General features: G+C 43.0%; 22 protein-coding genes and 1 pseudogene. 17 read left to right on the top strand and 6 right to left on the bottom strand.

The window, feature by feature from the left end; all coding sequences use genetic code 11:
- Nucleotides 1-105: 105 nt before the first annotated feature.
- From V7K69_RS09990 to V7K69_RS09980, 3 genes are all read right to left on the bottom strand, one after another.
- Nucleotides 106-1,497 carry a hypothetical protein gene (locus tag V7K69_RS09990; RefSeq protein WP_335033800.1) on the bottom strand — a complete coding sequence of 464 codons (1,392 nt, stop codon included), beginning with the start codon at nucleotides 1,495-1,497 and terminating at the stop codon, nucleotides 106-108.
- Between the two features lie 104 nt (nucleotides 1,498-1,601).
- On the bottom strand, nucleotides 1,602-3,176 hold the full coding sequence (locus V7K69_RS09985) for a hypothetical protein (RefSeq protein ID WP_335033798.1): 1,575 nt from the start codon (nucleotides 3,174-3,176) through the stop codon (nucleotides 1,602-1,604).
- Nucleotides 3,177-3,469: 293 nt separating this feature from the next.
- Entirely contained in the window at nucleotides 3,470-3,754 is a 285-nt protein-coding gene (locus V7K69_RS09980) for a hypothetical protein (protein WP_012413087.1), read from the bottom strand.
- Nucleotides 3,755-3,962: 208 nt separating this feature from the next.
- On the opposite strand from V7K69_RS09980, the gene V7K69_RS09975 reads away from it, so the two are divergent.
- The 15 genes and pseudogenes from V7K69_RS09975 to V7K69_RS32920 all read left to right on the top strand — a co-directional run.
- Complete coding sequence (locus V7K69_RS09975) at nucleotides 3,963-4,529, top strand: hypothetical protein (protein ID WP_335033795.1); 567 nt, start codon at nucleotides 3,963-3,965, stop codon at nucleotides 4,527-4,529.
- Between the two features lie 76 nt (nucleotides 4,530-4,605).
- Nucleotides 4,606-4,938 (top strand): hypothetical protein, encoded by a 333-nt coding sequence (locus V7K69_RS09970; RefSeq protein ID WP_335033793.1) that lies wholly within the window; start codon nucleotides 4,606-4,608, stop codon nucleotides 4,936-4,938.
- Between the two features lie 21 nt (nucleotides 4,939-4,959).
- On the top strand, nucleotides 4,960-5,286 hold the full coding sequence (locus V7K69_RS09965) for a hypothetical protein (protein ID WP_335033790.1): 327 nt from the start codon (nucleotides 4,960-4,962) through the stop codon (nucleotides 5,284-5,286).
- 419 nt (nucleotides 5,287-5,705) lie between these two features.
- A complete protein-coding gene (locus V7K69_RS09960; RefSeq protein ID WP_335033788.1) occupies nucleotides 5,706-6,467 on the top strand; it encodes a hypothetical protein in 762 nt (253 codons plus the stop codon).
- 66 nt (nucleotides 6,468-6,533) lie between these two features.
- Nucleotides 6,534-6,803, top strand: a complete 270-nt coding sequence (locus V7K69_RS09955) for a hypothetical protein (RefSeq protein WP_335033786.1) — start codon at nucleotides 6,534-6,536, stop codon at nucleotides 6,801-6,803.
- An 11-nt stretch (nucleotides 6,804-6,814) separates the two neighbouring features.
- Nucleotides 6,815-7,162, top strand: coding sequence for a hypothetical protein (locus V7K69_RS09950; protein WP_335033784.1), 348 nt, complete (start codon nucleotides 6,815-6,817; stop codon nucleotides 7,160-7,162).
- A 51-nt stretch (nucleotides 7,163-7,213) separates the two neighbouring features.
- Nucleotides 7,214-7,603, top strand: coding sequence for a hypothetical protein (locus tag V7K69_RS09945; RefSeq protein WP_190884108.1), 390 nt, complete (start codon nucleotides 7,214-7,216; stop codon nucleotides 7,601-7,603).
- Nucleotides 7,604-7,638: 35 nt separating this feature from the next.
- On the top strand, nucleotides 7,639-8,943 hold the full coding sequence (locus tag V7K69_RS09940; RefSeq protein WP_335033779.1) for an RNA-guided endonuclease InsQ/TnpB family protein: 1,305 nt from the start codon (nucleotides 7,639-7,641) through the stop codon (nucleotides 8,941-8,943).
- Between the two features lie 175 nt (nucleotides 8,944-9,118).
- Entirely contained in the window at nucleotides 9,119-9,826 is a 708-nt protein-coding gene (locus V7K69_RS09935) for a hypothetical protein (protein WP_335033777.1), read from the top strand.
- Between the two features lie 297 nt (nucleotides 9,827-10,123).
- Nucleotides 10,124-11,815: a M3 family oligoendopeptidase gene (locus tag V7K69_RS09930; protein WP_335033775.1), complete on the top strand. Its 1,692-nt coding sequence runs from the start codon at nucleotides 10,124-10,126 to the stop codon at nucleotides 11,813-11,815.
- 603 nt (nucleotides 11,816-12,418) lie between these two features.
- Nucleotides 12,419-13,753 carry an ABC transporter substrate-binding protein gene (locus tag V7K69_RS09925; protein WP_335033773.1) on the top strand — a complete coding sequence of 445 codons (1,335 nt, stop codon included), beginning with the start codon at nucleotides 12,419-12,421 and terminating at the stop codon, nucleotides 13,751-13,753.
- A gap of 52 nt (nucleotides 13,754-13,805) precedes the next feature.
- Nucleotides 13,806-14,720: a carbohydrate ABC transporter permease gene (locus V7K69_RS09920; RefSeq protein ID WP_335033771.1), complete on the top strand. Its 915-nt coding sequence runs from the start codon at nucleotides 13,806-13,808 to the stop codon at nucleotides 14,718-14,720.
- Nucleotides 14,717-15,601 (top strand): carbohydrate ABC transporter permease, encoded by an 885-nt coding sequence (locus V7K69_RS09915; protein WP_335033768.1) that lies wholly within the window; start codon nucleotides 14,717-14,719, stop codon nucleotides 15,599-15,601. The genes V7K69_RS09920 and V7K69_RS09915 overlap by 4 nt, the downstream gene beginning before the upstream one ends.
- A gap of 8 nt (nucleotides 15,602-15,609) precedes the next feature.
- Nucleotides 15,610-16,710, top strand: a complete 1,101-nt coding sequence (locus tag V7K69_RS09910) for an ABC transporter ATP-binding protein (protein WP_335033766.1) — start codon at nucleotides 15,610-15,612, stop codon at nucleotides 16,708-16,710.
- A 29-nt stretch (nucleotides 16,711-16,739) separates the two neighbouring features.
- A pseudogene (locus tag V7K69_RS32920) lies at nucleotides 16,740-16,865 on the top strand (DUF1186 domain-containing protein); the annotation flags it as partial.
- A gap of 267 nt (nucleotides 16,866-17,132) precedes the next feature.
- On the opposite strand, the gene V7K69_RS09905 reads toward V7K69_RS32920, so the two are convergent.
- Nucleotides 17,133-17,279 carry a hypothetical protein gene (locus V7K69_RS09905; RefSeq protein ID WP_335033763.1) on the bottom strand — a complete coding sequence of 49 codons (147 nt, stop codon included), beginning with the start codon at nucleotides 17,277-17,279 and terminating at the stop codon, nucleotides 17,133-17,135.
- Between the two features lie 222 nt (nucleotides 17,280-17,501).
- Between V7K69_RS09905 and V7K69_RS09900 the strand changes: the two genes are divergently transcribed.
- The gene (locus V7K69_RS09900; RefSeq protein ID WP_335033761.1) at nucleotides 17,502-17,873 is read left to right on the top strand and encodes a hypothetical protein; all 372 of its coding nucleotides are present in this window, start codon (nucleotides 17,502-17,504) and stop codon (nucleotides 17,871-17,873) included.
- Between the two features lie 38 nt (nucleotides 17,874-17,911).
- Here the strand turns inward: V7K69_RS09900 and V7K69_RS09895 are convergent, their stop codons facing one another.
- Both V7K69_RS09895 and V7K69_RS09890 read right to left on the bottom strand, forming a co-directional pair.
- A complete protein-coding gene (locus tag V7K69_RS09895) occupies nucleotides 17,912-18,853 on the bottom strand; it encodes a hypothetical protein (protein WP_335033759.1) in 942 nt (313 codons plus the stop codon).
- A gap of 430 nt (nucleotides 18,854-19,283) precedes the next feature.
- Nucleotides 19,284-20,060 (bottom strand): class I SAM-dependent methyltransferase, encoded by a 777-nt coding sequence (locus V7K69_RS09890; RefSeq protein ID WP_335033757.1) that lies wholly within the window; start codon nucleotides 20,058-20,060, stop codon nucleotides 19,284-19,286.
- Nucleotides 20,061-20,282: 222 nt separating this feature from the next.
- Between V7K69_RS09890 and V7K69_RS09885 the strand changes: the two genes are divergently transcribed.
- Nucleotides 20,283-21,437, top strand: a complete 1,155-nt coding sequence (locus tag V7K69_RS09885) for a filamentous hemagglutinin N-terminal domain-containing protein (RefSeq protein ID WP_335033755.1) — start codon at nucleotides 20,283-20,285, stop codon at nucleotides 21,435-21,437.
- Nucleotides 21,438-21,491: the final 54 nt, after the last annotated feature.

Raw genomic sequence — 21,491 nt, 5'->3', positions numbered from 1 at the left:
ATTAAAAATTTAGGGCGACCGACTCCGAAATACTTGATTTTAGATGCGTTCGTTCTGGGAACTAGTCTTGGGATATGCTACTAGTTGAAATGGCCATCGCCATCGCTACTCTTCCCACTCAACCAACACCCCATCCACAATCGCAATATCCCACTGCGGAAACTTTGCTAGCAACTTCTTGATCACAATCTGCAAAGCCGGATCGTCATTCCAGCATTGTTGGAGGAAGTCAAAACCAGGATTTTCCCCAACCAGAGAAGCCATCTTCAATTTCTCCATTCGTAATAGTCTAGCTTGGGATCTCATGGCGATGTCTTCTCTAAGAGACGCTCCGCGAACGGCGGTAAACAACGCCTCACTAGATTTTTGCACCTGATAATTGACCACAGATATATTCCACTGCTTCTCAAACTTGCTGATGCTTGCCCTCATGCTGGCGTAATACTTGCTGTCTAACAAATATTGAATTACCCACAATGGGGGGCATTCTCCAACGTTTGCTCTATCCAACCATTCAAATATATCACTTTGATTTAATGACACGGGCGCGGCGGAACAAATACCCTCATGACAGTCTTTCGGCTCAACACCAGAGACTTGGTTTTCCCCCGACAACGAAGCGGTATTACTTTGTTCCACTTGCCCCTGTGGTTGATCTGCGATCGCAGAATTTAAAGAAAATTCATTTTGAGCAACGGGCGCGGCGGAACCAGTACCTTCATAACAATCCCTCGGCTCAACACCACAGTCCTGCTTTTCAGCCAACAACAGAGCAGATTCACCTTGTACAGCATCCGCAAGCGTTAGCGTCGTGCAGTCCATTGCCACAGGCAAGTCTTCCTCCAACTCTGACACGCTTTCAACAGTCTGAGGCGAAGCGCCCCCCAAGGGCGCATGAGCCGTCTCCTCGTCACGCGAATTTCCTGTAAGCGTGTCAGAGACACACCTAACGAACTCTTTTGAAGAGTTCGTTAGGTGTTTCTGAACAGTTCGTGAGGGTTCACATAACCCTTGCTCTAGCTGACTTTGACCTAAAATAGATGCTTGATTTAAAGCACCCATTTCTTCAGAGCCAGCATCTTTCTCTGAAATCTCAGCATTTGGTTCTCGTTTTTCAGCATTTGGTTGCTGATTAAGAGAATTAGCTTTCTCCCAAAATTCCTTCATTCGGCTACCATGCAAATTCTTCACCATCCAGATAGCCGTTTCTCGCCCATCCTGAATCGATTTGTCGGGTTTGAAAATGAATAGCCCACTGTCGGAGAGAATTTTCTTTGCAGAGATAAAAGTACTGTAACCCAAAGCACTTGTTAGCGGCATCCACCGAGAACCATAAGGGTCAGCCGTCCAGCATTCTTGCCATAGTTGCGTAACTGAGGGCTTTTGCTGCGATGCCCAGAGCATATCTTCGATGGGAATAATCACATGAAGCCGCTTATACGGTGATTGTGCTTTAGCAGACTTTTTGAGCTTGGGTCTTGTAATAGTTGCGGTCATTTTACAATCTCCTGTTTATGTTGACGCACGGAATTTTCCCTACATCGATTGCAGGGTTTAGTTCGATATTTGTTTGTCTAAAAAGTTACCGATATATTGAAAGCCTATTCAGGCTGCCAAAAGCGCAACTCGTCTCGGAAATACCTATCAGTCTTTTTGGATTGCTCCTTCCAACAATCCCAGGCAACGATTACCTCATCTCCCAAATCTTCTAGAACTTCCCCTCTGGCGATATACAAAGTGCGGTAAGGATCGGCGTGGGCAACGATAGAGCCAACGCCAATAGTGCGCGGTTGAAGGGATGCGTTCTGGAGTGCGGTAATTAAATCAGTCTCTTGGGTTGTTAATTCCGCCCAGTAGTCCTGTTTAATCACCTCATACTCTTGCGCCACTGCCCAATAATCCTGCCAAGTACACCCAGGTTTAGCTAGTACTGCTCTAATATCACTAACCGCTTGGGGCAGCATCTCTAATTGCTCGGCTCGATATGCGATCGCCTGTGGTGTAGGTTCACTACCTAAAATTATCGCCGCAGCTTCGAGCGCTTGGGTGTTGTTCATGGCACTGGCAAGGTTTTTCAACGCCATACCCATTAACCGTAAGCATTCCTGAGCATTCTCTTTGGGTGGTTCCTGTGCCAGCGATCGCAAATCAATAGTTTTCTCCAAGGCTTGCTTCACTTGCTTGTTCAAAACTTTAGTCGCCTGTTGGGTCATGGTATTCCCCCACTGCTGAACCGGATGCTCTTGTACGGCGTGTTCTAGTTCCTGAATGCGAGAAAGGAGTTGTTGATTTTCAGTCTCCAACTGCCGTAGCGATTCCATCTCCAAGAGCCGTTGCTGTAAATGGATATTTTGCTCTTTCTGTTGTGTGAACAGTTGTTGCAAAGATTGGATTTGTTCTTGTACCTGGGCTTCGGCTCTAGCAGTGGCTTCTGATTGTAGTCCGATTCTCAATTCCTGGGAAAGTCTCTCTAGTTCCTGTTTATGGCGTTCTTCAATAGCAGTGATCGCTTCAGTATATTCTGCGGGGTAAGTGCGTTCTCTGGGGAATGGGACGCTGGCGGCATCTAGATCCCCATTGTTGATCAACAACCTTTCACCATCGCTGAACGTGACAATCTGCTGCCAGTGATTCGGTGCATCTGCCTCAATTACTCCCGAATCCCCATATCTGGGATGTGAAAGGGAAGAAACAGTGACAGAATTACACAATTGTGTTTTAGGATTTTCGCTTTTTGTGGAGCGTTTAACTGTTGGTGCGACTTGCTGCACTGCTTTGGCGAAATCGGCGGCAGTGGGGAAGGATTTTTCTTGGGAGGCGATCGCTACGACTTCCTGTAACTTATCAGGAGTTTTAACCAGCCGGAGTAAGGGGCGAGTTTGAGAGGGTTTAGTAATCTTTTCCCTCAGTTCCTCTGGCAGAGTATCAACTACTTTCTTCGCAGACAGCAAATCTCTGACCCGCCGATATCCGCCATGTTTGATCAACTCACTTTCGCAGTAAGCTTCAAAGCTCTTGTGTCCACCATCTTCGTAATAGCCTTTGTCTCGCATCAGTCGCAATTCGTCGGATGCTTGCCACTCAAAACGGTCGATGGCAGTGAAGGTATCCTGGATACCGTTGTTCAATTTGGTGTAGTCGAGTGCTGATGTTTGTTCGGCTTCTAGTGTCAGCATGGCATTTTACGGTCTACTGATAAGAAGGCAAGCAAATGCTTGTCTTGTTTACCTCGCGCTTCAAGTGCGGATAGCAAGTGTGTGAGCAAATGTTATTCGCGTTTGGGCGATTGCCTAAAAAATTAAGTAGCCACATATTCTAGTGGCTACTTAAAATCTAACACCGAGCTAGCTTAAAATCAAGAAAACTATCTAGAATAAATGGCATACCTTAAAAATGCTTCACCCCCTGTCAAGAGGGGGTGAAGTTTTCATTATTTGAACCAAGTTGTCGATTTGAGATGACATGGCTTTTAACTGACTTTTAAGCTGCTCATTCTCTCTTGCCAGCCCGGTTGTAACTCCCCCAAGACTTTCTTTAAAACTTCTACATCCTCAACTAGCTTGACTATATCCACTACGTTGCTGTGGACAATCATCTCGCCTATATAATTCCTCATGTGGTTTTCGATATCTTCCGTAATCGATATACCATCTTCTTTCAATTTTGTTTTGTACTTCTCGTATAACTCGGCATCTATCTTGATACCTAGCTGGGCAATTCGCCCTTGTGTCTCTGGCTTTTTGTTCGCAGGCATATTTTTCTGTTGGTCTTTATCAACAATATACTCTTGATCCAGAATAATCTCTGCAAACCTTATTGTAAGCCAACTTAATAATCTAGATTTTTATCTTGACTAAATCTAGATTGTTTGCTAGATTATATCTAGAAAGCAAAAAGACGACCGCCCCAAGTCTCGCAAACCGTGCGATCGCCTTTTATCCAACTGAATGGAGATCAATATTATGCCTTATACAATATATACACAGCAAGCAATTCCTAGTTCTTCTGTTGATGAACAAACCTTAGCCCAAGCTGAACTGTACAGCCACCTGGAAACCCAAGCCGAAGCTGTAGCCCCAACCCAAGACCCCCTAACATCTCGTGACCGCCGCATCATTGGCGAGATTATCGAAGTCCAACCCGAATCAGTTCGCACCATCTGGATAGAAGGCGGGATTACGGTATGGGTGCAGCTTGTGGAAGGCGGACGGCTCCCATTTGACCGCAACTGGTTCGCAAAAAGAGTTGCAGAGGTTAAAGCGACACTTCCCGAAACAGCACTGGAGCGCAATGAACGCCTCAGCGATGAATTAGAAGAAGCTTGTGTCAAGTTCAACCTGTGGCATCCCCAGATTGATTGGTTATCCTTCAGTACTAAACTTTACCGAAATAATCAGCTAGTAGGCTACATCGGTTGCAATCTTGAGGGCTGGTATTCTAGACCCCGCACATACGGCATGAACAGATTCGCATCGAGTGCAGAGGAAGCGATTACGTTTTTGGGAGTTCGACCAGCTGTAGCAGCGTAACCACTGACATAAAAAGGGCGATTGCACATCAAGAATTGTAATCGCCTCTACAGTGTAATAGGTAACAAACATCACAATGGCATACACCACAGAAACTACGCCCTCTCTTCAAGTAGCCCAGTTGAATGATTCACCAGAGAAAATTTTTCTACCGCCAACAGACCCGAATGCAGAGATTATCGAAATCCCTGGTTACACGCTCGTTTACGTCAATGGAGCCTGCCCCAGAAATCATCGGGTCTATAAAGGTCATTCAATGATTGGGGTGATATTTCAGCACATCACCCACTGGTCTAACGCTATGGATCAGATTCGGTACGCTCAAGCAGCAGAAGCAGCAGTTGGGTTGGATGACTTCATGAAAGTAGCAAAGAAATCCAGAGTTACAGATAAAGCCATAGCAGCATAATTAACTTCACCAATTATAACCATGCAACCAACAATCACCATTCCACACGGTTGGAAATACCCTCGTTTTACTTTAGGGCAACGTACAGAGCAGGGAATTATCATCGGCATCAAGTATTACCTAAGCGATAGTCTTTTAGCATACGAATATGGTGAAGGCTGGCGGTACATCGCCATGCCTGACATCAATTCTATTGATGAAGGAAATCACTTAGAGAACGAAATTAAATTACTGACACCGCAGGAATTGAGAGCAGAGATTCAGGCTGAAATAGAACAATGTCTACGCCAACTTGAACTGCTTAAGTACGAATTAAAAGCAATTCCTGGAGGCATAGCTAATGGCTAAACTGCCCAAAAACTGCTCTGACCGAACAATTCGCAATTCGCAGTTCGCAATTCGCAATTAAAATACTAAGCAAAAATACGCTGGTTTGAATATTAATACTAATTGTTTTTTCAGAATTTAAATTAGGAACTTAAATTTCTGAATGAATTTTTCAATACTTCGGCTTTGTTCAGTACAAGTTTCGTCCGTCATTGCGAGTTGCGAATTGCGAATTGGTAATTGTTGAGTGGTGGTTCTGCTCGTTTACACAGCATTAATTTCTCACGAACAGTAATCCAATCATTACTCGATAGAGAACTAGTACGAGTGCAGAATACCAAACATGGTTTTTTACTGACAATTACACAAGATTCCGACAAATTGCCGACTAACTAAGCCCATCAACTCATTCAAACAAACACAGCCATCACTTTGTACACATGGAAACTATCAAAATCAACAACAGCGTCTTTCTCATCCCACCTAGCCAACCTAAACTGCAAGCCAATTGCGCTAAAGAGTACGGGCAATTCCTTCTTGATTGTCCCCCAAAGATAACGATTTTAGAAGCACAAGCCGGTGGATATCTCAAAGGCAATAAAGCTGACTTTGCGATTGCCATCTCACGCCCTGACCGCTTACTCACAATCAACGAGAATTTTACCAACGAACCCTTTACCGAATTGTGGGTCATTCCTGTAACTGGTGGGTTAAAAGACCAGTTCAAAGGGCCGGCCTCAATGCTGCTTTGTTTCTTGATGCACCGCCGTAGTAAGGACTCGTTTGCTGCACTGTATAATCACTTCGCCCATCGTGCTTTTCAATCGTGGTGTGAAGAGGGAATGGCGGGAGATCCGAAAGAGTTTTGTTATAGCGCGATCGCTAGCGTACTCAAAAACTACATCTTCTGCGCCGAGTTTCAGAAAGTAGAAGGAGCGCTGGGAACATATTGGTTTATTCAGTGGTCGTACCGCAACCCTGAGTCCGACTTTGAAAAGGACGCTTTAGTTGCAGCAGAAATGATTCGCTCTGGTGCGGAGTCGGGGGCGACATTGCACTGGGTGACTAACGAGACTTACGAACGTTGGGCAGATAACGCAAACAAGACCACACAAGCATTACCCGCAGTTTCAGAAGCAGAGGTGAGGGCATCACTTCAACCACAGAATCAGCAGGTATTGCCGCAAGGTAACAAGCGGTAATTAAACACGAAAAAGGCGATTCACCTGTGAGTCGCCACTACATAATTTAGTGGTTCAAACAAGTAAATGAAAATCGGTACTGTTTCAATTAGTTATTCTAGAAAGTTCAATTTGGGCAACTACGAATCAATCGAATTAGGTTGTTCTTTATGGGCGCAGGTCGAGGATGAAGAAGATGCGGATGGTGTAGTTCAATTTCTCTATCATCAGGCGAAAGCAGCAGTTAAAGAGGCTGCAATGCCTGTGATTAAAGCTAACGAATTCCAAATTAGTAAAGCCAAATCTCAACGGAAAGTTGTAACTGATGAAGGTGTTGCAGAAATAGATAATTTTTGAGCCAATCAAACATGAAACAACTAACAGGTTTTATTCCCATTGCCGCATTACCTCAATCTACTACGGCATTTGCTAAACAACAACTGCTGGAAACAATTGAATGGCTCCACAAAGAAGGTGCTGCTACTGAAACCAATCTCAAACTCTTGACTGCAATTGTCGAATCAATTCTTTGTTCGGAAGAATCATACAGCAGATTTTTACAATGTGGTTTTGATGCAGCCATTGAGTTTTTCGATACCAATTCTCAAAACTGGGAATTTGAAGAGTCAATGTCATCACCTCATAATCCAAGAAATTGGGATGAGTACAAACTACTAGAACAAACTTGCAATTTGGTGCAATCGACTAATCAGTAAATCAAGCAAGTCCCTCTAAATATTTCTACCAGCAATTCTGGAGGTTAACAAATGAAGAAAAAATGGACGCCCCAAGAGTTAGAAATTCTTGATGAAATGTCTGAAGCTTACACACCTAAACAAATAGCATACAGACTTAGAAGACGAGGCTATCATCGCACAACTTTAGCTGTTCATAAAAAGCTCTATGCGTTGGGTTATTCTGCACGTCCCACTCTCGACAATTATAGTTGTAGCCAAATTGCTCAAGCTCTTTCATTGAATCCCTGTACTGTAGCTAAATGGGTAAAACGAGGCTGGCTCAAAGCTATTCGGCGTTCTGCGACAAATTACCTCGTTAAGAGTCGGGATTTAAAACGGTTTTTCAAGAATCCTCCACATTCTATTAGGCATCGGATTGCTGCGATAGATCCGCAGATTATTAGCTATTTGGTAGGTTAGCTAGTATTTTTAGTCATGCGAATAACAATAGAGAGGTGATTAATTTGTACAGGTGTCAACAAATTTTAATTCATCCAAACCAAGAATTGAAAGCTATTTTAGAGTTCATCTGTTCAGAATCGAATAAGTTAGCAAACTGCACCATTTACTATGCTCGTCAAATCTGGTTTAAGGCGAAACGCTATATAACTAAGTTTGAATTACACCACCAGATGAAATCAAATATACATTTTCAAACACTCTATTCTCAGGTTTCTCAGCAGTTGTGCAGCTCTGTGTATGAGTCGTTTGCATCTTTCAAACAACTTAACACATTGTACAAACGTGGTGAATTGACAGATAAGCCAAGTCCTCCAAAGTATAGAAAAGATGGTTTGAACTTGGTTACTTATCCTAAACAACCATTAAGGCTAAAAGACGGACAAATCAGAATACCTCTTAGTTCCCTAGTAAAAATATGGTTTAAGTTAGATTACTTTACTCTACCTATGCCCTCAAACTTGCGATTTGAGGATATTAGAGAGTTAAGAATTTTACCGAGGAATCGCTGTTTTTTTGTAGAGTTCGTCTATAAGACTAATCTTGTTGCATCAGATGTAGATAAAAGCAGGGTGTTAGGAATTGACCACGGATTGAATAACTGGTTAACCTGTGTTTCTAACCTTGGCAAAAGCTTTATTATTGATGGTCGGCATTTCAAAAGTTTAAATCGTTGGTATAACAAACTCCTCGCAACAATTAGAAAGAACAAACCTCAAGGTTTTTGGTCAAATAAACTTGCTGCTATCACTGAAAAACGTAACAGACAAGTTAGAGATGCCATTAATAAAGCTGCACGAATTGTTATTAACCATTGCATAAAAAACCGAATTGGACGGGTCGTGTTTGGCTGGGGACAAGGAATCAAACAACAGACTAATCTAGGGAAGAAACGCAACCAGCAATTTGTACAAATCCCAACTGCTAGGCTCAAAGGGCGAATTAAGCAACTGTGCCAGCAGTATGGCATTGAGTTTATAGAGACAGAAGAAGCTAACACCTCAGCAGCATCATTTGTTGATGGGGATACACTACCAAAACACGGTGAAAAACCCGATGGGTGGAAATCTTCTGGTCGTAGAGTAAAACGCGGATTGTTCCGCACGAGCCAGAATTGGTATATTAATGCAGATTGCAACGGAGCAGCCAATATCATCCGCAAAGTAAGCACAACACTTAGTTTAAACTTAAGTGGAGTGTCTAGGGGGTCATTGACTACCCCCACCCGGATCTATATCTGGGTGACAGCTAAGAAGAAACGGGGTAACGAGGTTTTAGCCCGTTGCATAGTTTCCGCTTAGAGTCTCCGCGTCTCAAGATGGGGGAGTGTCAAAAAGATATGTTCGAGATTAGTCCATCTCATTGACGATAAAGTTGATTTAGAAGATTTCTAAATTTGTGTCAAAAAGATATGTTCGAGGTTAGTCCATCTCATTGCCCAGTGCGACCCTGCCCGTTAAATCCTGAATTTCTTCAATGACCACATACCGCCAATTAACAATCTGGGATGTGCTTGATGAGTTGTCCGAGTCTCCACCAACTTCTTCCCTTGATGCTATGTGGGATTGTTTGGATGCCGAGTTAGAAAAATTACCCCTGGAGGCACAGTTATTAACCGCAGCGCTTGCCTTCAGTCAAATTGCAGATATTCTCAAGTCTCGTGCCGAAGTGCTGTTGCAAGATACCCGCGATCGCAATAGTCTTTTGGGGCCTGTTGTTAGCACCGATCTCTTTGCTGGTCTAGTGCGGACAACAATGCACCTAGATTTAGATGATTTGATTGAACCGCAAACACCACAAACCTTTAAACCACATGGCCCACACCAATTTTCATCTCCTACTGAGTTGGGTGATTCTGTAGCAGCACCCGTTGAAAAAGCGAATGTTTTGGCAATGCTTGATGAGGTGACAACTTTAGAAGATGTCCGCAATTTGGCATCAGATGAGGATGTGGAAAAATGGCAGAGCGCGATTGCTAATTATCTGATCAATGTCAAAGATGAGATTTCTTTAGTTAAACTGCAACGTGCGTTGCAAATGCCGATGGTAGAAGTATGGTTAGGATTATTGCTGGGTGGGTTTACCTTGGAGCAACGTGGAGATTTTTATCACAACCATAATGTCTGGGTGAAAAGCTCTCCTTCCTTCGGCCATCTTGAATTGCATTGTACAGCATTCAACTGAGTTTAGTTAAGGCTCTACAACTGGCTAGAAATCAACACAATTAAATAGAACTTTGAAAGATGAAAGATGTGCAGTATCTTCGAGACGATTAAAATTTAATAATAAGGGACTTCCAGTTAAAAAAATATCCCGTTGTAGGGTCGCAAGGGTTTACGCCCCTACAAATCTATAAATAATTTGGGATAATTTATTTTCTGCAAGTCCCTAATAGGATTGTTAAACTTAGAACTTTAGGGAAAAACGAAAGTTGCCGATTTCCCTAAATAAAAACTTTTTCATGAGGGAAAGGAAAGATTGATGCAAGCTCCAGTAGATTTTGCCGAGATCACAACAGAAACTCCGACGCTCTTGGGCGTAACTGCCGAATACCAAGCTATCCAGGCACAGTTTAACCAGGCTCAAACCTCACAGCAACGAAAGGCTGCCTTTCAAGAGTGGGATGCCTTACGATGCAGACTCAGTACATGGAAGGAACTCACGCAACTCCACTTTCACCAAGACACGCAAAATCCAGAATACAAAACCGCCTTGGACTATTGCAGCGAACTTTCACCATCTCTGACTGCCCTTGAAGTAGACTTCAAACGGCAGCTGATTCATAGCCCCGATCGCGCCGAATTAGAACAAAGCTTGGGACGGCAAGCCTTTTTGCTGTGGGAAGCAGACATCACGACTTTTGAAGAAGCGATCGCAGCAGATTTAGTTGAAGAATCTAAACTCATCAATGAGTACACCAAACTGATCGCCTCGGCAAAGTTAGAGTTCGGGGGTAAGCAAGTAAATTTATCAGGTTTGCAACCATATCTGCAAAGTAAAGAGCGAGACATTCGCCACCAAGCAGAACAGTGTCGCTGGCAGTTTTTTGAGCAGAATCAAGATTGCTTTGATCAATTGTTTGATCAATTGGTAAAACTGCGCGATCGCATGGCAAAAAAATTGGGCGATGAAAACTACATTGCGCTAGGATATCGCCGGATGCGACGGGTAGATTACAATCAAAGCGATGTTGAACGCTATCGAGATCAAGTAGTTCAAGAGGTCGTTCCCTTAGCGATGGAGCTAATTGGGCAACAGGCAAAACGGCTCAATCTAGACACCCTATATTTCTGGGATGAGTCCGTCTTTGATGTCGAAGGTAGTCCGGCTCCCATTGGCAATCATGACTGGATGCTAGAACGGGCACAAGAAATGTTTGATGCCTTGAATCCATCGCTGGCTAGCTTTTTTCAGATGATGGTTGAGCAGCATTTACTAGATTTGCAAAACCGTCCCGGAAAAGCAGGAGGCGGATTTTGCACAAGCTTCCCAACCTATGATGTTCCATACGTGTTCGCAAATTTCAATGGCACAAAAAACGACGTTCAGGTGTTTGTTCACGAAATCGGTCATGCCTTCCAAATGTGGCGAAGTCGCCATTTGCCAGTTTTTGATTACCTGTGGCCCACCCTAGAATCGTGTGAAATTCACTCCATGAGCTTAGAGTTTCTCACCTATTCGCAGATGGAAAAGTTTTTCGGGGATCAAGCCGATCGATTTCGGAGGCAGCATCTAGCCTGGTCGATTCTATTTCAGCCTTATGGTGTGGCAGTGGATCATTTTCAGCATTTGGTATATGCGAACCCAGAGGCAACCCCGCAAGAACGACATCTTATGTGGCAACAAATGGAAGCTCGTTATCTGCCTTGGCGTAAATATAGAGATTTAAATTATCTCAACAAAGGCGGACTCTGGCAAGAAAAACAACACATTTACTGTTCGCCCTTTTATTATATTGATTACACCTTGGCGGGGTGTTGCGCCTTGCAGTTTTGGGTCAAAGCAGAAGAAAATTATTCGCAAGCGTTGGCAGAGTATATTGCATTATGCGATCGCGGTGGTTCTGCATCCTTTCGAGAATTAGTGCAATCGGCAAATCTCATTTCTCCCTTTGAAGCTGGTGCGCTTACTCAGGTTGTTGAAAAAGTGCGTCAGAGTTTGAATACTGGCTGATGAGAAGGCGTAGATGCTAAATTCACTGAACATTAGTATGTAATTAGCAACTGCATTTAATAATAGTCTAGCTGCCATAATTACTGTTAAGTATTGGGGGTGATTTATGCCAAAAGTAACTTCTTTGAAGATCCAAAAGCTGATGGCAGCAGGAAAACCCAAACAAAGACTGCAAATAAGTTTGAGCTAACAACACGTTGCTTTACAGCACTTCCGCCTGCTATGAGGTACGCATACAATCTCAAAAGTTAGGATAGAAAAGGGATATGGGTAAAATTGTGCTTCATAATAGCCGGAAGTGCTGTATTCTTACCCAATCAGCAGCAAAATATATTCAAAGTGCCAAATGAGAAACATCAGACTTAATATATTAAAATTTTCTACCCCAGACTTTAGGCAATTTTGACCCCAAACATTACTGTACATTTAGGGTTTACTAGCAAAAATTTACACTTATTTATTTGAAGCCAGGTCGATGTTAAGTTTATTGACTTGCTTGTTCATTACTCAAGCATTTTGATAAAAAATAATATAAAGCGGGATTTTTGAGATTTTTATGTTTTTATTTCCTAATAATTACCACTAGCGATCGCTACATGAATAATGTTGTACCGAAAGCCTATAAACAAGTTACAAAAATTCATCCAAAAACAAAGTTATTTCCATATAGGGGTTTTCCTGGCAACTCTGTTGAGCATTATATTGTTCAGTTGGGTAGCACTCTCGCAGCAACCAGTTACCCTGAATCTGTTAATGACTGCCCCTGATGCCGAACCTTGGAGGCAGGGTTTAATTAGAGACTTCGAGGCTGAGAACCCAGGTATTCGCATTAACCTGGTTGAAGGGCCGAATGCCACAAATTTGCTCGAAGACCTATATACCTCATCTTTTATCTTGGGTGAATCCCCTTACGACCTAATTAATATGGATGTGATCTGGACATCCAAGTTTGCTGCTGCTGGATGGTTGCTACCTTTAGGCGATCGCATTTCTAAAGAGGACTTAGGAGCATTTTCATCCCAAGATGTAGAAGGTGGACGTTACCAAGATAAGCTGTACCGCATTCCAGTGCGTTCCGACGTGGGAATGCTCTACTACCGAGAAGATTTAATCAAACAAGCAGGATTGAAACCGCCAGAAACCTTTGATGATTTGATCCGAATTTCCCAAGTCTTGCAAAAGAAAAAGCAGGTGAATTGGGGCTATGTTTGGCAGGGTCGTCAATATGAAGGGCTTGTGGCGATGTTTGCAGAAGTTCTTGATGGCTTTGGTGGCTTCTGGGTTAATCCCGACACTCTCGAAGTTGGGTTAGATCGACCAGAAACATTACGAGCCATTGAGTTTCTGCGTAGTACCGTAAGAGTTGGCGTTTCTCCTCCTGGAGTCACGACTTACCAAGAAGAAGACACCCGGCGCTTGTTTCAAAGTGGTCAAGTAGCATTTTTACGCAGTTGGCCTTATGCGTGGCCTTTAGCCCAGGCAGAAAATTCGCCAATCCAGGGCAAAATAGCGATTAAACCAATGGTTCACGCTCCTGGTAAGACGGGAGCAGCTTGTTTAGGGGGCTGGGGTTTAGGGATTGCTAAATCTTCTCAACATCCTGAAGAAGCTTGGAAAGCAATTCAGTATTTTACCAGTCGAAAAGCACAGCGCCGATTTATTTTTAGTGCAGGCTATGTGCCAAGTCGCCGGGATTTGTTTACAGATCCAGAGATTGTTGCTAAATACCCCCACTATCCGCAGTTATTGGAGGTCGTGGACAATGCAGTTTTACGTCCGCCGATCGCGCAATATGCTCAGACATCAGATATTTTACAGCGTTATCTCAGCGCCGCGTTATCCGGTCGGATGAATTCTGAACGAGCAATGCAAGCTGCTGCTGCGGAAACGCGCCGACTGCTGGGAGCAGGGGGAGAGCAATTAAAAATTAAAAATTAAACAACTTGTGCTTTCGGCCTCCTCTTTGCCAATGCCCAATGCCTTATAACAAATGACAAATTTACATACACTTAGAAGTCGAGAACAACAGACAGCATGGATTTTACTAACACCAGCATTGCTGCTGCTGTTGTTTGTATTTGCCTACCCGATTTTACGAGCATTTTGGTTAAGCGTATTTACGAGAAATCTGGGAACAGAGTTACAACCTGTATTCTCTGGTTTGGAAAATTATGTGCGGATGGCGGGGGATGGTCGTTTTTGGCAGAGTTTGTGGGCGACAACGGTGTTTACAACAGCATCAGTAATCTCAGAACTATTGCTAGGACTGGGAGTTGCCCTAGTTCTCAACCAAGCCTTTTTTGGGCGGGGCATAGTGCGTACAATCGCCATTATCCCTTGGGCTTTGCCTACTTCTCTGATTGGTCTGGCGTGGGCTTGGATTTTTAACGACCAGTTTGGGGTTGTGAACGATATTCTGCGGCGATTGGGGCTGATTGAGACTGGGATTAACTGGTTAGGAGATCCAACGCTGGCGATGATCGCAGTGGTTTTTGCAGATGTTTGGAAAACTACGCCGTTTATCAGCATCCTGTTGCTAGCTGGGTTGCAGTCGATATCACAAGACCTCTATGAGGCTTACTCAGTCGATGGGGCAACTGCTTGGCAAAGCTTCCGCAATATTACCCTGCCACTGCTGCTGCCACAAATCTTAATTGCAGTGCTATTTCGGTTTGCTCAAGCTTTCGGGATTTTCGACTTGATTGCTGTGATGACTGGGGGTGGCCCTGGTGGCGCTACGGAAGTGGTGTCATTGTATATTTATTCTACGGTGATGCGCTACTTGGATTTTGGTTATGGAGCAGCCCTGGTAGTGGTGACATTTTTAATATTGATTGTGGCTGTGGCGATCGCTAGTTTCTTGCTAAATACCGTGCCAAAACATCAGGAGCCATTTAACCCATGAGTGTAACTCCCCAGACAGTTCCAGTAACTCCAAAACGAAAAGGAGAAACCAAGTTTTCTCTGAAAAAAATCTTACTGCCCATCATAGTTGTATTAATAGTGCTATTTAGCCTAGCGCCAGCCTTATGGCAATTGCTGACCTCGTTTAAAGTGAATGAGGATATTGCCGCCGTTCCTACTGTCTATTTCCCTACACGATTCACTTTCAATCACTACATTGAGTTATTTACTCGTCGCCCATTTTGGCGCTACATCTTCAATAGCGCCTTTGTATCGATTACTTCTACAGCTGTATCTTTAGCGATCGGCGCACCTGCGGCTTATGCCCTCGCACGGTTACGCCCAAGGTGTGAAAGAGTTATCCTCGCCAGCGTTCTAATTGTTACCTTATTTCCTGGAATTCTCTTGTTTCTAGGACTGTTAGAAATTATCCAAGCGCTTAAACTCGGCAACAATTATCTGGCGCTAATCATACCTTATACTGCCATCAATTTGCCGCTAACAATTTTGGTGCTGAGAAGCTTTTTTCAACAATTACCAAAAGATTTGGAAGATTCTGCTAGGGTCGATGGCTACAACACTTTTCAGCTACTGTGGCAAATCGTGCTACCTATGACCCTTCCCGCCTTAGTAACTACTGGAATCCTCACCTTTATTTTTGCTTGGAACGAGTTTATTTTCGCTCTCACCTTTATGACTCGTGAAGAATTGAAGACAATTCCGGTTGCTGCTGCCCAGTTGGGTGGTGCGACAGTATTTGAAATTCCCTACGGTGCGATCGCTGCTGCAACTGTTGTGGGCACATTACCCCTGATTTTACTAGTTTTGTTTTTCCAGCGCCGGATTGTCCAAGGTCTTACTGCTGGTGCTGTAAAAGGATAGAAATCAAAATGGCTAAACTTGAACTCACAAACTTGAATAAAACCTATAATCCTAAAGTCATCCCTGTCAAGGACGTTAGTTTAACTGTAGAGAACCATGAGTTTCTCACTTTACTTGGCCCTTCTGGCTGTGGCAAATCTACCGTCCTACGCATGATTGCGGGTCTTGAAGAACCGACTCGCGGTCAGATTAAGATTGGGGAGGTGGATGTCACCTATAAACGAGCAGCTGATCGCAACATTGCAATGGTTTTTCAAAGCTATGCACTCTATCCCCACATGACGGTGTACGAAAACCTCGCTTCTGGACTCAAGCTGAAAAAAGTACCACCGACAGAAATTAAACAGCGAGTGGCAGAAGTGGCAGAAGTTTTAGGATTAGCAGAGTTAATGAACCGCAAGCCTGGCCAAATGTCTGGAGGTCAACGGCAACGGGTTGCTGTCGGTCGTGCTTTGGTGCGTAATGCCGATGTGTATCTGCTGGATGAACCTTTAAGTAACCTGGATGCACTATTGCGGGAAAGAGTCCGAGCCGATATTAAGCAAATTTTTGCAGCACAAAAAGTGCCAGTTGTCTACGTTACCCACGACCAAACCGAAGCGATGACGCTCTCCACAAAAGTTGCCTTGCTCAACGATGGCTATGTCCAGCAACTTGATCCACCTGAGTGCATCTATAACCATCCAGCTAATCTATTTGTGGCTGGATTTGTTGGTAGTCCGCAAATGAATTTGCTGACTTTACCTTGTAAGGGACAATATGCGATCGTGGGTAACTTCCAAGTACTTCTCCCAGATATACCAACAGTACCACCGCAGATTGTTCTGGGAATCCGTCCAGAAAATGTCCGCATTGCTCAACCAGGTGATACCCAAACTATCCAAGGGCGAGTGTTTTTAGTGGAAAACTTGGGTATGCACTATTTAGTCAGTGTCAGGATTGAGGATTCACAAACCGGAGCGATTACGGTACGTGCTTTGTTGCCAACAGACCAAAATTGGAGTGGCGAGGATATTACATTAGCATTGCCCACTGAGGATATTCACTGGTTTGATGTTCAATCTGGCCATGCTCTTGTTAAAAGACAAATGTTAGATGTCAGGAGCTAGTACAGTACGGCGTAAATAAACCTGTAAATGATAGCTTTCGGTTAGGAATAAAAGTAGCTATGAACAAACTGCGCGATAATTACCGTTACACTTTCATTAACGATGTAATCTCCGAAATGAAAGGTTGGGGTTGTTTTCACGCAGAAACATTCTAGAAACTGAATAGAAGCTTGATTAATTGCCAATTATTTGGCTTTTGACTATAAGAAAGATTTGAAATTTTAAGAGACTCCAAAACTTATACCAATTTAATATGAAGCTGCATAGAAAATAGCTTCTAAAATGAAGTTATAAGAGGAGATAGACATTACCTGCTCAAATGTTAGTGTCAACAGAAAGGAGAAAAAAAGAACTGTCCAATATTGGCGATCTATTATAGACACTCCACATTCCCTACTCAGATTTCTTCTTGAACCGATAAGCTATTCCAGCATGGCAACGCTACCCGACACTCCGCGATCGCTTACCGCTTCATACAATGAGTTAATTGTTGCATTGTTGCATTGTGTATTTGTTGGATTAACCTCTTGTTTACTAGCTGTATCGTCACTTCTGTTGCCTCCACTCAATTTTGTACTCTCTCTCAACAGCCGCTAGCAGTTTCGCCTGCAAGGATGACAGATAAGGTTTGGCAAAATCCCCAATTCTTGCAACTGCAAAATACTTGAAACCCTTGATTTATCGTTACAATAGTATTAGTAGTTAATAACCCCCAGAGGGTTACTCGTCGTTAGAAGATTCCTTATCTTCTTCGTCATCCTTGTCAAAATTTGTATTGCTGAGGGGGACTTATGGGTGAATCGAAACGCCGAAAGGCGATATTAGGCAATCACTATGGTTTGCCTAATATTTTGAATGAAGTCCAATCAATGTGGACACAGATTAATTTCTCGCTAAAGCGAGTCAAAGATTCTGATAGTGGATGTTTACTTGTTCAGTGTTCTAACAACGACCGAGGATTCCATCAAGACACTATTGCCCAAATTCAAAAAGAAATAGAAAATTGGACATGTGATTTGGATATTCCTATCTTGATCCAAGTTCTCCCAAGGGGAGTTCAAAATTCAGAAACTAAACTTTTTGATGGGTTCCTTACCCTTTGGTGTAATTGTCCAGAATTTGAATTGTGGCGAGAAATATTTGAAAGTGAACTCGTTAGGTAAACTTTGTTGCATTAAATTATTGTTTCCTCGCTGCACCATCATTTCTGTTGCCTCCACTCGATTTTGTACTCCCGTTCCATAGCCGCCAACAATTTTGCTTGCAACGAAGATAAATAAGGTTTTGCTTGTTTCCCCAACCCCTGCAATAGCCAATCCACAGCCTCGTCACGGTTAGCCACTTCATGCAACTGCTGTAACCTCATACATAACTGCTGCATGAATTGGCAATCTTCATCAAACAATTCCAGTAACTTCAGGTGTTCAATCTTCACGGTGTAGTCGCCGTCCCATATCTGGACTGTACAGCTATAGTCTCCAACATGAGTTACCACGCCCCAATAACCTGCTTTACCTCTCAAGTCTGGGTTATCCTTTGGCAAAAGAATGCATATTTCACCAATATGGTAAGGATTGGGTACTTTCGGACTTTCGCGTATCCTATCCACAACGCCTTTCACGATCCGACCGGATGGAATCTTATTGCCAGCTTGCTCTACTGCCTGCTGCCAAACATCTGCTTGCACAGCAGGTTCCAACTCGGCTTTCGCCAAAAAACGCAATTGTCGTTCGTTGGTCGGCATTGGAATTTGCCGACCAATGGTCGGCAAAAACTTTTGAAGATTCTCATAAACCACAGTAGCCGAAATCTTCAAGTACGCCGCATCACGACTATAATTGAAGCGATCGCGGCAGTATTCTTCAAAAGTCCGGTGCGTGGAACGGTACAGCCGTCTGTCCCGCAACTCCATCAGCGCCTGACCTGCTGACAAAAATGCCCTTTCTACCTGACGTTCAAATTGCAAGCGTAAGCTTTGTTCTTCTTCGGTCAACTCTCTTATTTCAACAGCTGTCACCGTAATCGTTGCTGAGGCTGGGTTGTCTTGGCCAGAAGTATTTTCGGGAGCAGAGTCGGTGGCTGGCTTTGGTTCGCCAGATACCGGAGGAGCAACTTTCTTGCGTCTGGATGGTGGTTTGTTCATTGCCCCACCTCCAGGCTGACAGCAGTTGAACAAATATTGAATTGTGTCATCATGGGATATATGTTTTTTATCTATGCCCCCAACAATACGAAGGATGGGGTTTTTCGTTGCTTTTTATATTTTGCAGCTTTAAAGCACTACCAAATATAAAACTCATTAAAAAATCTCATAGAGCAATTATCAAAAAAAAAAAACACCACACCAGAGCCACCACAACAACAAAATACTGTTTGGGTGTATTCTAGAAATACCCTCTTCAACAGACGTGTAAAACAACGGCTAAAGCTTGATTATTTGACAGAGGGTATTGGATTTGGGGTGACTATATAAATCTCATCTAGGTTGAAACCCGTAGTTTTTCCGTATCGGGTTTGAGATGAGTTGTAACCCACACCTGATATTGAGTTTTATTTAGAATGAAAGGGCTTATTTAAATTTTTTGAGCAAAGAAAAGAACCGATAAATAGGGTTTAGTAACATCTCCACCGTGAGCATTTAATATCTGTATAATAGCATCAGAGAAATTATGCTTTTCAGCTTCAGTAAATTCTTGATAAGCAGTTTGAGTTTTCAGAAGACCTAGATATCGTTCTGCATCATAATCAATAGACCAAGGATATTGTTTGACCACTAGGTTTTTGAAACAAAAGCTATTTAATATCCAGTTTTCTCTTTTTTTTATTAGTGATTCAACTGAGGATGGTTTAGCATTAGATATTGTAGGTACATATTTTTGAAACGTTTCTTTGAGCGCCTGAAATATTGAAGTATCTGGTAAAATAGAGAAATTCCAAAAAAACGCAATATAACCTTTTTCTTTTAAAGCTTGTGCAACTTTTGGATACCCTTTTTCACGATTTACCCAATGAAAAGCTTGGGCAGATATTGCTAAATCAAAGGCGCTTGGGCGTAAGTTCCAATCCTCTAAAGTAACTGTCTCAAATGTCACCTTTGGATATAAGCGCATATTTTGAGATGCTATTGCAATCAGTCTTTCACCTGGCTCTAAACAGTAGATAGCGTAGCCCTTTTCAGCAAATGGAACAGTCCCCTTACCTGTCCCGGTTCCAATATCTAAAATTGAAGCTGAATGCGTAAGATTAGCCATCTCAATTACATCTTCAATCAATTGAGATGGATAACTAGGGCGTGCTGCATCATAGATTTCTGCAACTTCATTAAAGGACTCACTACGTTTTCTGTTCATCACTGATAAATCCACAAACGTATTTTACTCCCGATCACTTTCGCTCGGATTTTAGTAAATATTAACAGTTTTACTACTAGAGAAAAGCCTCTGTCTCCAATCCAATTTGACAAGACGCTACCGTTACTATTAATCTGTATAATTGGTAATCATTCGGGTGCAGGGTGCAAGTCTGTACTAAAAATAATTCAGAGATCAACCGAGAAACTTTTACCATGATTTATGACAAAAGCTTTATCCTGGCTTATCAAGGGCAGCACCTTGTTTTGTCTATTGCCTTGGGAGCCAATTGCGGCACAAATTGTTCCCGATGCAACCCTAAGAGTTAACTCCAGCGTCACACGAGAGGGTAATAATACCAGTGCGATAACGGGAGGAACCCAATTCGGAAGCAATTTGTTCCATAGCTTTGGACAGTTTTCTGTGCCCACAGGAAGCACAGTTTACTTCAAAAATGCCCTAGACATCCAAAACATTTTGACAAGAGTGACGGGTAGCTCAATATCTAATATTGATGGTTTAATTCGAGCTAACGGCATAGCCAACGTATTTCTTATTAATCCCAATGGGATTATTTTTGGGGCGAATGCTTCACTGAATATTGGCGGCTCGTTCTTGGGCACTACTGCTAGTAATATTAAATTTGCTGATGGCATCTCCTTCGATGCTAAACCCCTTAGTGGTGCAGAACCTCTGTTGACAGTGAGCGTGCCTGTGGGATTAGGATTTGGGACAAATGCTGGAAATATTCACGTCTTTGGAGACGGTCAAGGTATAAGAAAAACTTCAGACCTCATAGATACTAGTTCTGGTCTACGCGTGCAGCCAAATCAAACCTTAGCTTTGGTGGGCGGTGATATATTACTCTCACGTGGAACGCTTAAAACAACAGGGGGACAGATTGAATTAGGCAGCGTGGCTGGAGCGGGTTTGGTCAACCTGATTCCTACAGATAAAGGCTGGACGTTGGGATATTCAGGCATCTCAGCCTTTGGAGAGATCCAGTTGTCTGGAGCAGCAGTTGATGCCAGTGGTGATGGTGGTGGCAATATTCAAATACAAGCCATGAAGCTAATGCTAGACGGTGGTTCTCAGATTGAGTCCAGCACATTAGGAGCAGGAACGGGGGGAACATTGAAAATTAATGCTTCAGATTCAGTGAACCTAGTGGGATTACCAGAAGTTGATTCGTTTTTCAACACTGGTATATCGAGCCTAGTTTACCCAAGAGCTACCGGATCTGGTGGCAACATCAATATTGAAACTGGGCGGTTAAATATCCGGGATGGAGCAGGGATCGCTGCTGGTACGTATGGCTTCGGAAATGCTGGTTCCATACCCGGATTTCTCACAAACTCAGAAAAAACCGGAGCTTAAAACTGATAAAATGTATACATAGTAAGTATTTCAGCAGTTTGAACCGATGAATCG

Origin of the sequence: Nostoc sp. (genome assembly GCF_036917775.1) — a bacterium.
In the GTDB taxonomy this organism is placed as follows: domain Bacteria; phylum Cyanobacteriota; class Cyanobacteriia; order Cyanobacteriales; family Nostocaceae; genus Nostoc.
The sequence above is the reverse complement of the archived record's forward strand: the minus strand, read 5'-3'. Positions and strand labels throughout refer to the sequence as shown.

Bases quoted from the DNA above. Each gene is read 5' to 3' on its own strand.
- V7K69_RS09920 (WP_335033771.1), top strand. From the start codon at position 13,806: ATGACAAATTTACATACACTTAGAAGTCGAGAACAACAGACAGCATGG.
- V7K69_RS09930 (WP_335033775.1), top strand. From the start codon at position 10,124: ATGCAAGCTCCAGTAGATTTTGCCGAGATCACAACAGAAACTCCGACG.
- V7K69_RS09915 (WP_335033768.1), top strand. From the start codon at position 14,717: ATGAGTGTAACTCCCCAGACAGTTCCAGTAACTCCAAAACGAAAAGGA.
- V7K69_RS09975 (WP_335033795.1), top strand. From the start codon at position 3,963: ATGCCTTATACAATATATACACAGCAAGCAATTCCTAGTTCTTCTGTT.
- V7K69_RS09945 (WP_190884108.1), top strand. From the start codon at position 7,214: ATGAAGAAAAAATGGACGCCCCAAGAGTTAGAAATTCTTGATGAAATG.
- V7K69_RS09990 (WP_335033800.1), bottom strand. From the start codon at position 1,497: ATGACCGCAACTATTACAAGACCCAAGCTCAAAAAGTCTGCTAAAGCA.
- V7K69_RS09965 (WP_335033790.1), top strand. From the start codon at position 4,960: ATGCAACCAACAATCACCATTCCACACGGTTGGAAATACCCTCGTTTT.
- V7K69_RS09890 (WP_335033757.1), bottom strand. From the start codon at position 20,060: ATGAACAGAAAACGTAGTGAGTCCTTTAATGAAGTTGCAGAAATCTAT.
- V7K69_RS09910 (WP_335033766.1), top strand. From the start codon at position 15,610: ATGGCTAAACTTGAACTCACAAACTTGAATAAAACCTATAATCCTAAA.
- V7K69_RS09985 (WP_335033798.1), bottom strand. From the start codon at position 3,176: ATGCTGACACTAGAAGCCGAACAAACATCAGCACTCGACTACACCAAA.
- V7K69_RS09935 (WP_335033777.1), top strand. From the start codon at position 9,119: ATGACCACATACCGCCAATTAACAATCTGGGATGTGCTTGATGAGTTG.
- V7K69_RS09950 (WP_335033784.1), top strand. From the start codon at position 6,815: ATGAAACAACTAACAGGTTTTATTCCCATTGCCGCATTACCTCAATCT.
- V7K69_RS09895 (WP_335033759.1), bottom strand. From the start codon at position 18,853: ATGAACAAACCACCATCCAGACGCAAGAAAGTTGCTCCTCCGGTATCT.
- V7K69_RS09885 (WP_335033755.1), top strand. From the start codon at position 20,283: ATGACAAAAGCTTTATCCTGGCTTATCAAGGGCAGCACCTTGTTTTGT.
- V7K69_RS09980 (WP_012413087.1), bottom strand. From the start codon at position 3,754: ATGCCTGCGAACAAAAAGCCAGAGACACAAGGGCGAATTGCCCAGCTA.
- V7K69_RS09925 (WP_335033773.1), top strand. From the start codon at position 12,419: ATGTTGTACCGAAAGCCTATAAACAAGTTACAAAAATTCATCCAAAAA.
- V7K69_RS09960 (WP_335033788.1), top strand. From the start codon at position 5,706: ATGGAAACTATCAAAATCAACAACAGCGTCTTTCTCATCCCACCTAGC.
- V7K69_RS09900 (WP_335033761.1), top strand. From the start codon at position 17,502: ATGGGTGAATCGAAACGCCGAAAGGCGATATTAGGCAATCACTATGGT.
- V7K69_RS09970 (WP_335033793.1), top strand. From the start codon at position 4,606: ATGGCATACACCACAGAAACTACGCCCTCTCTTCAAGTAGCCCAGTTG.
- V7K69_RS09955 (WP_335033786.1), top strand. From the start codon at position 6,534: ATGAAAATCGGTACTGTTTCAATTAGTTATTCTAGAAAGTTCAATTTG.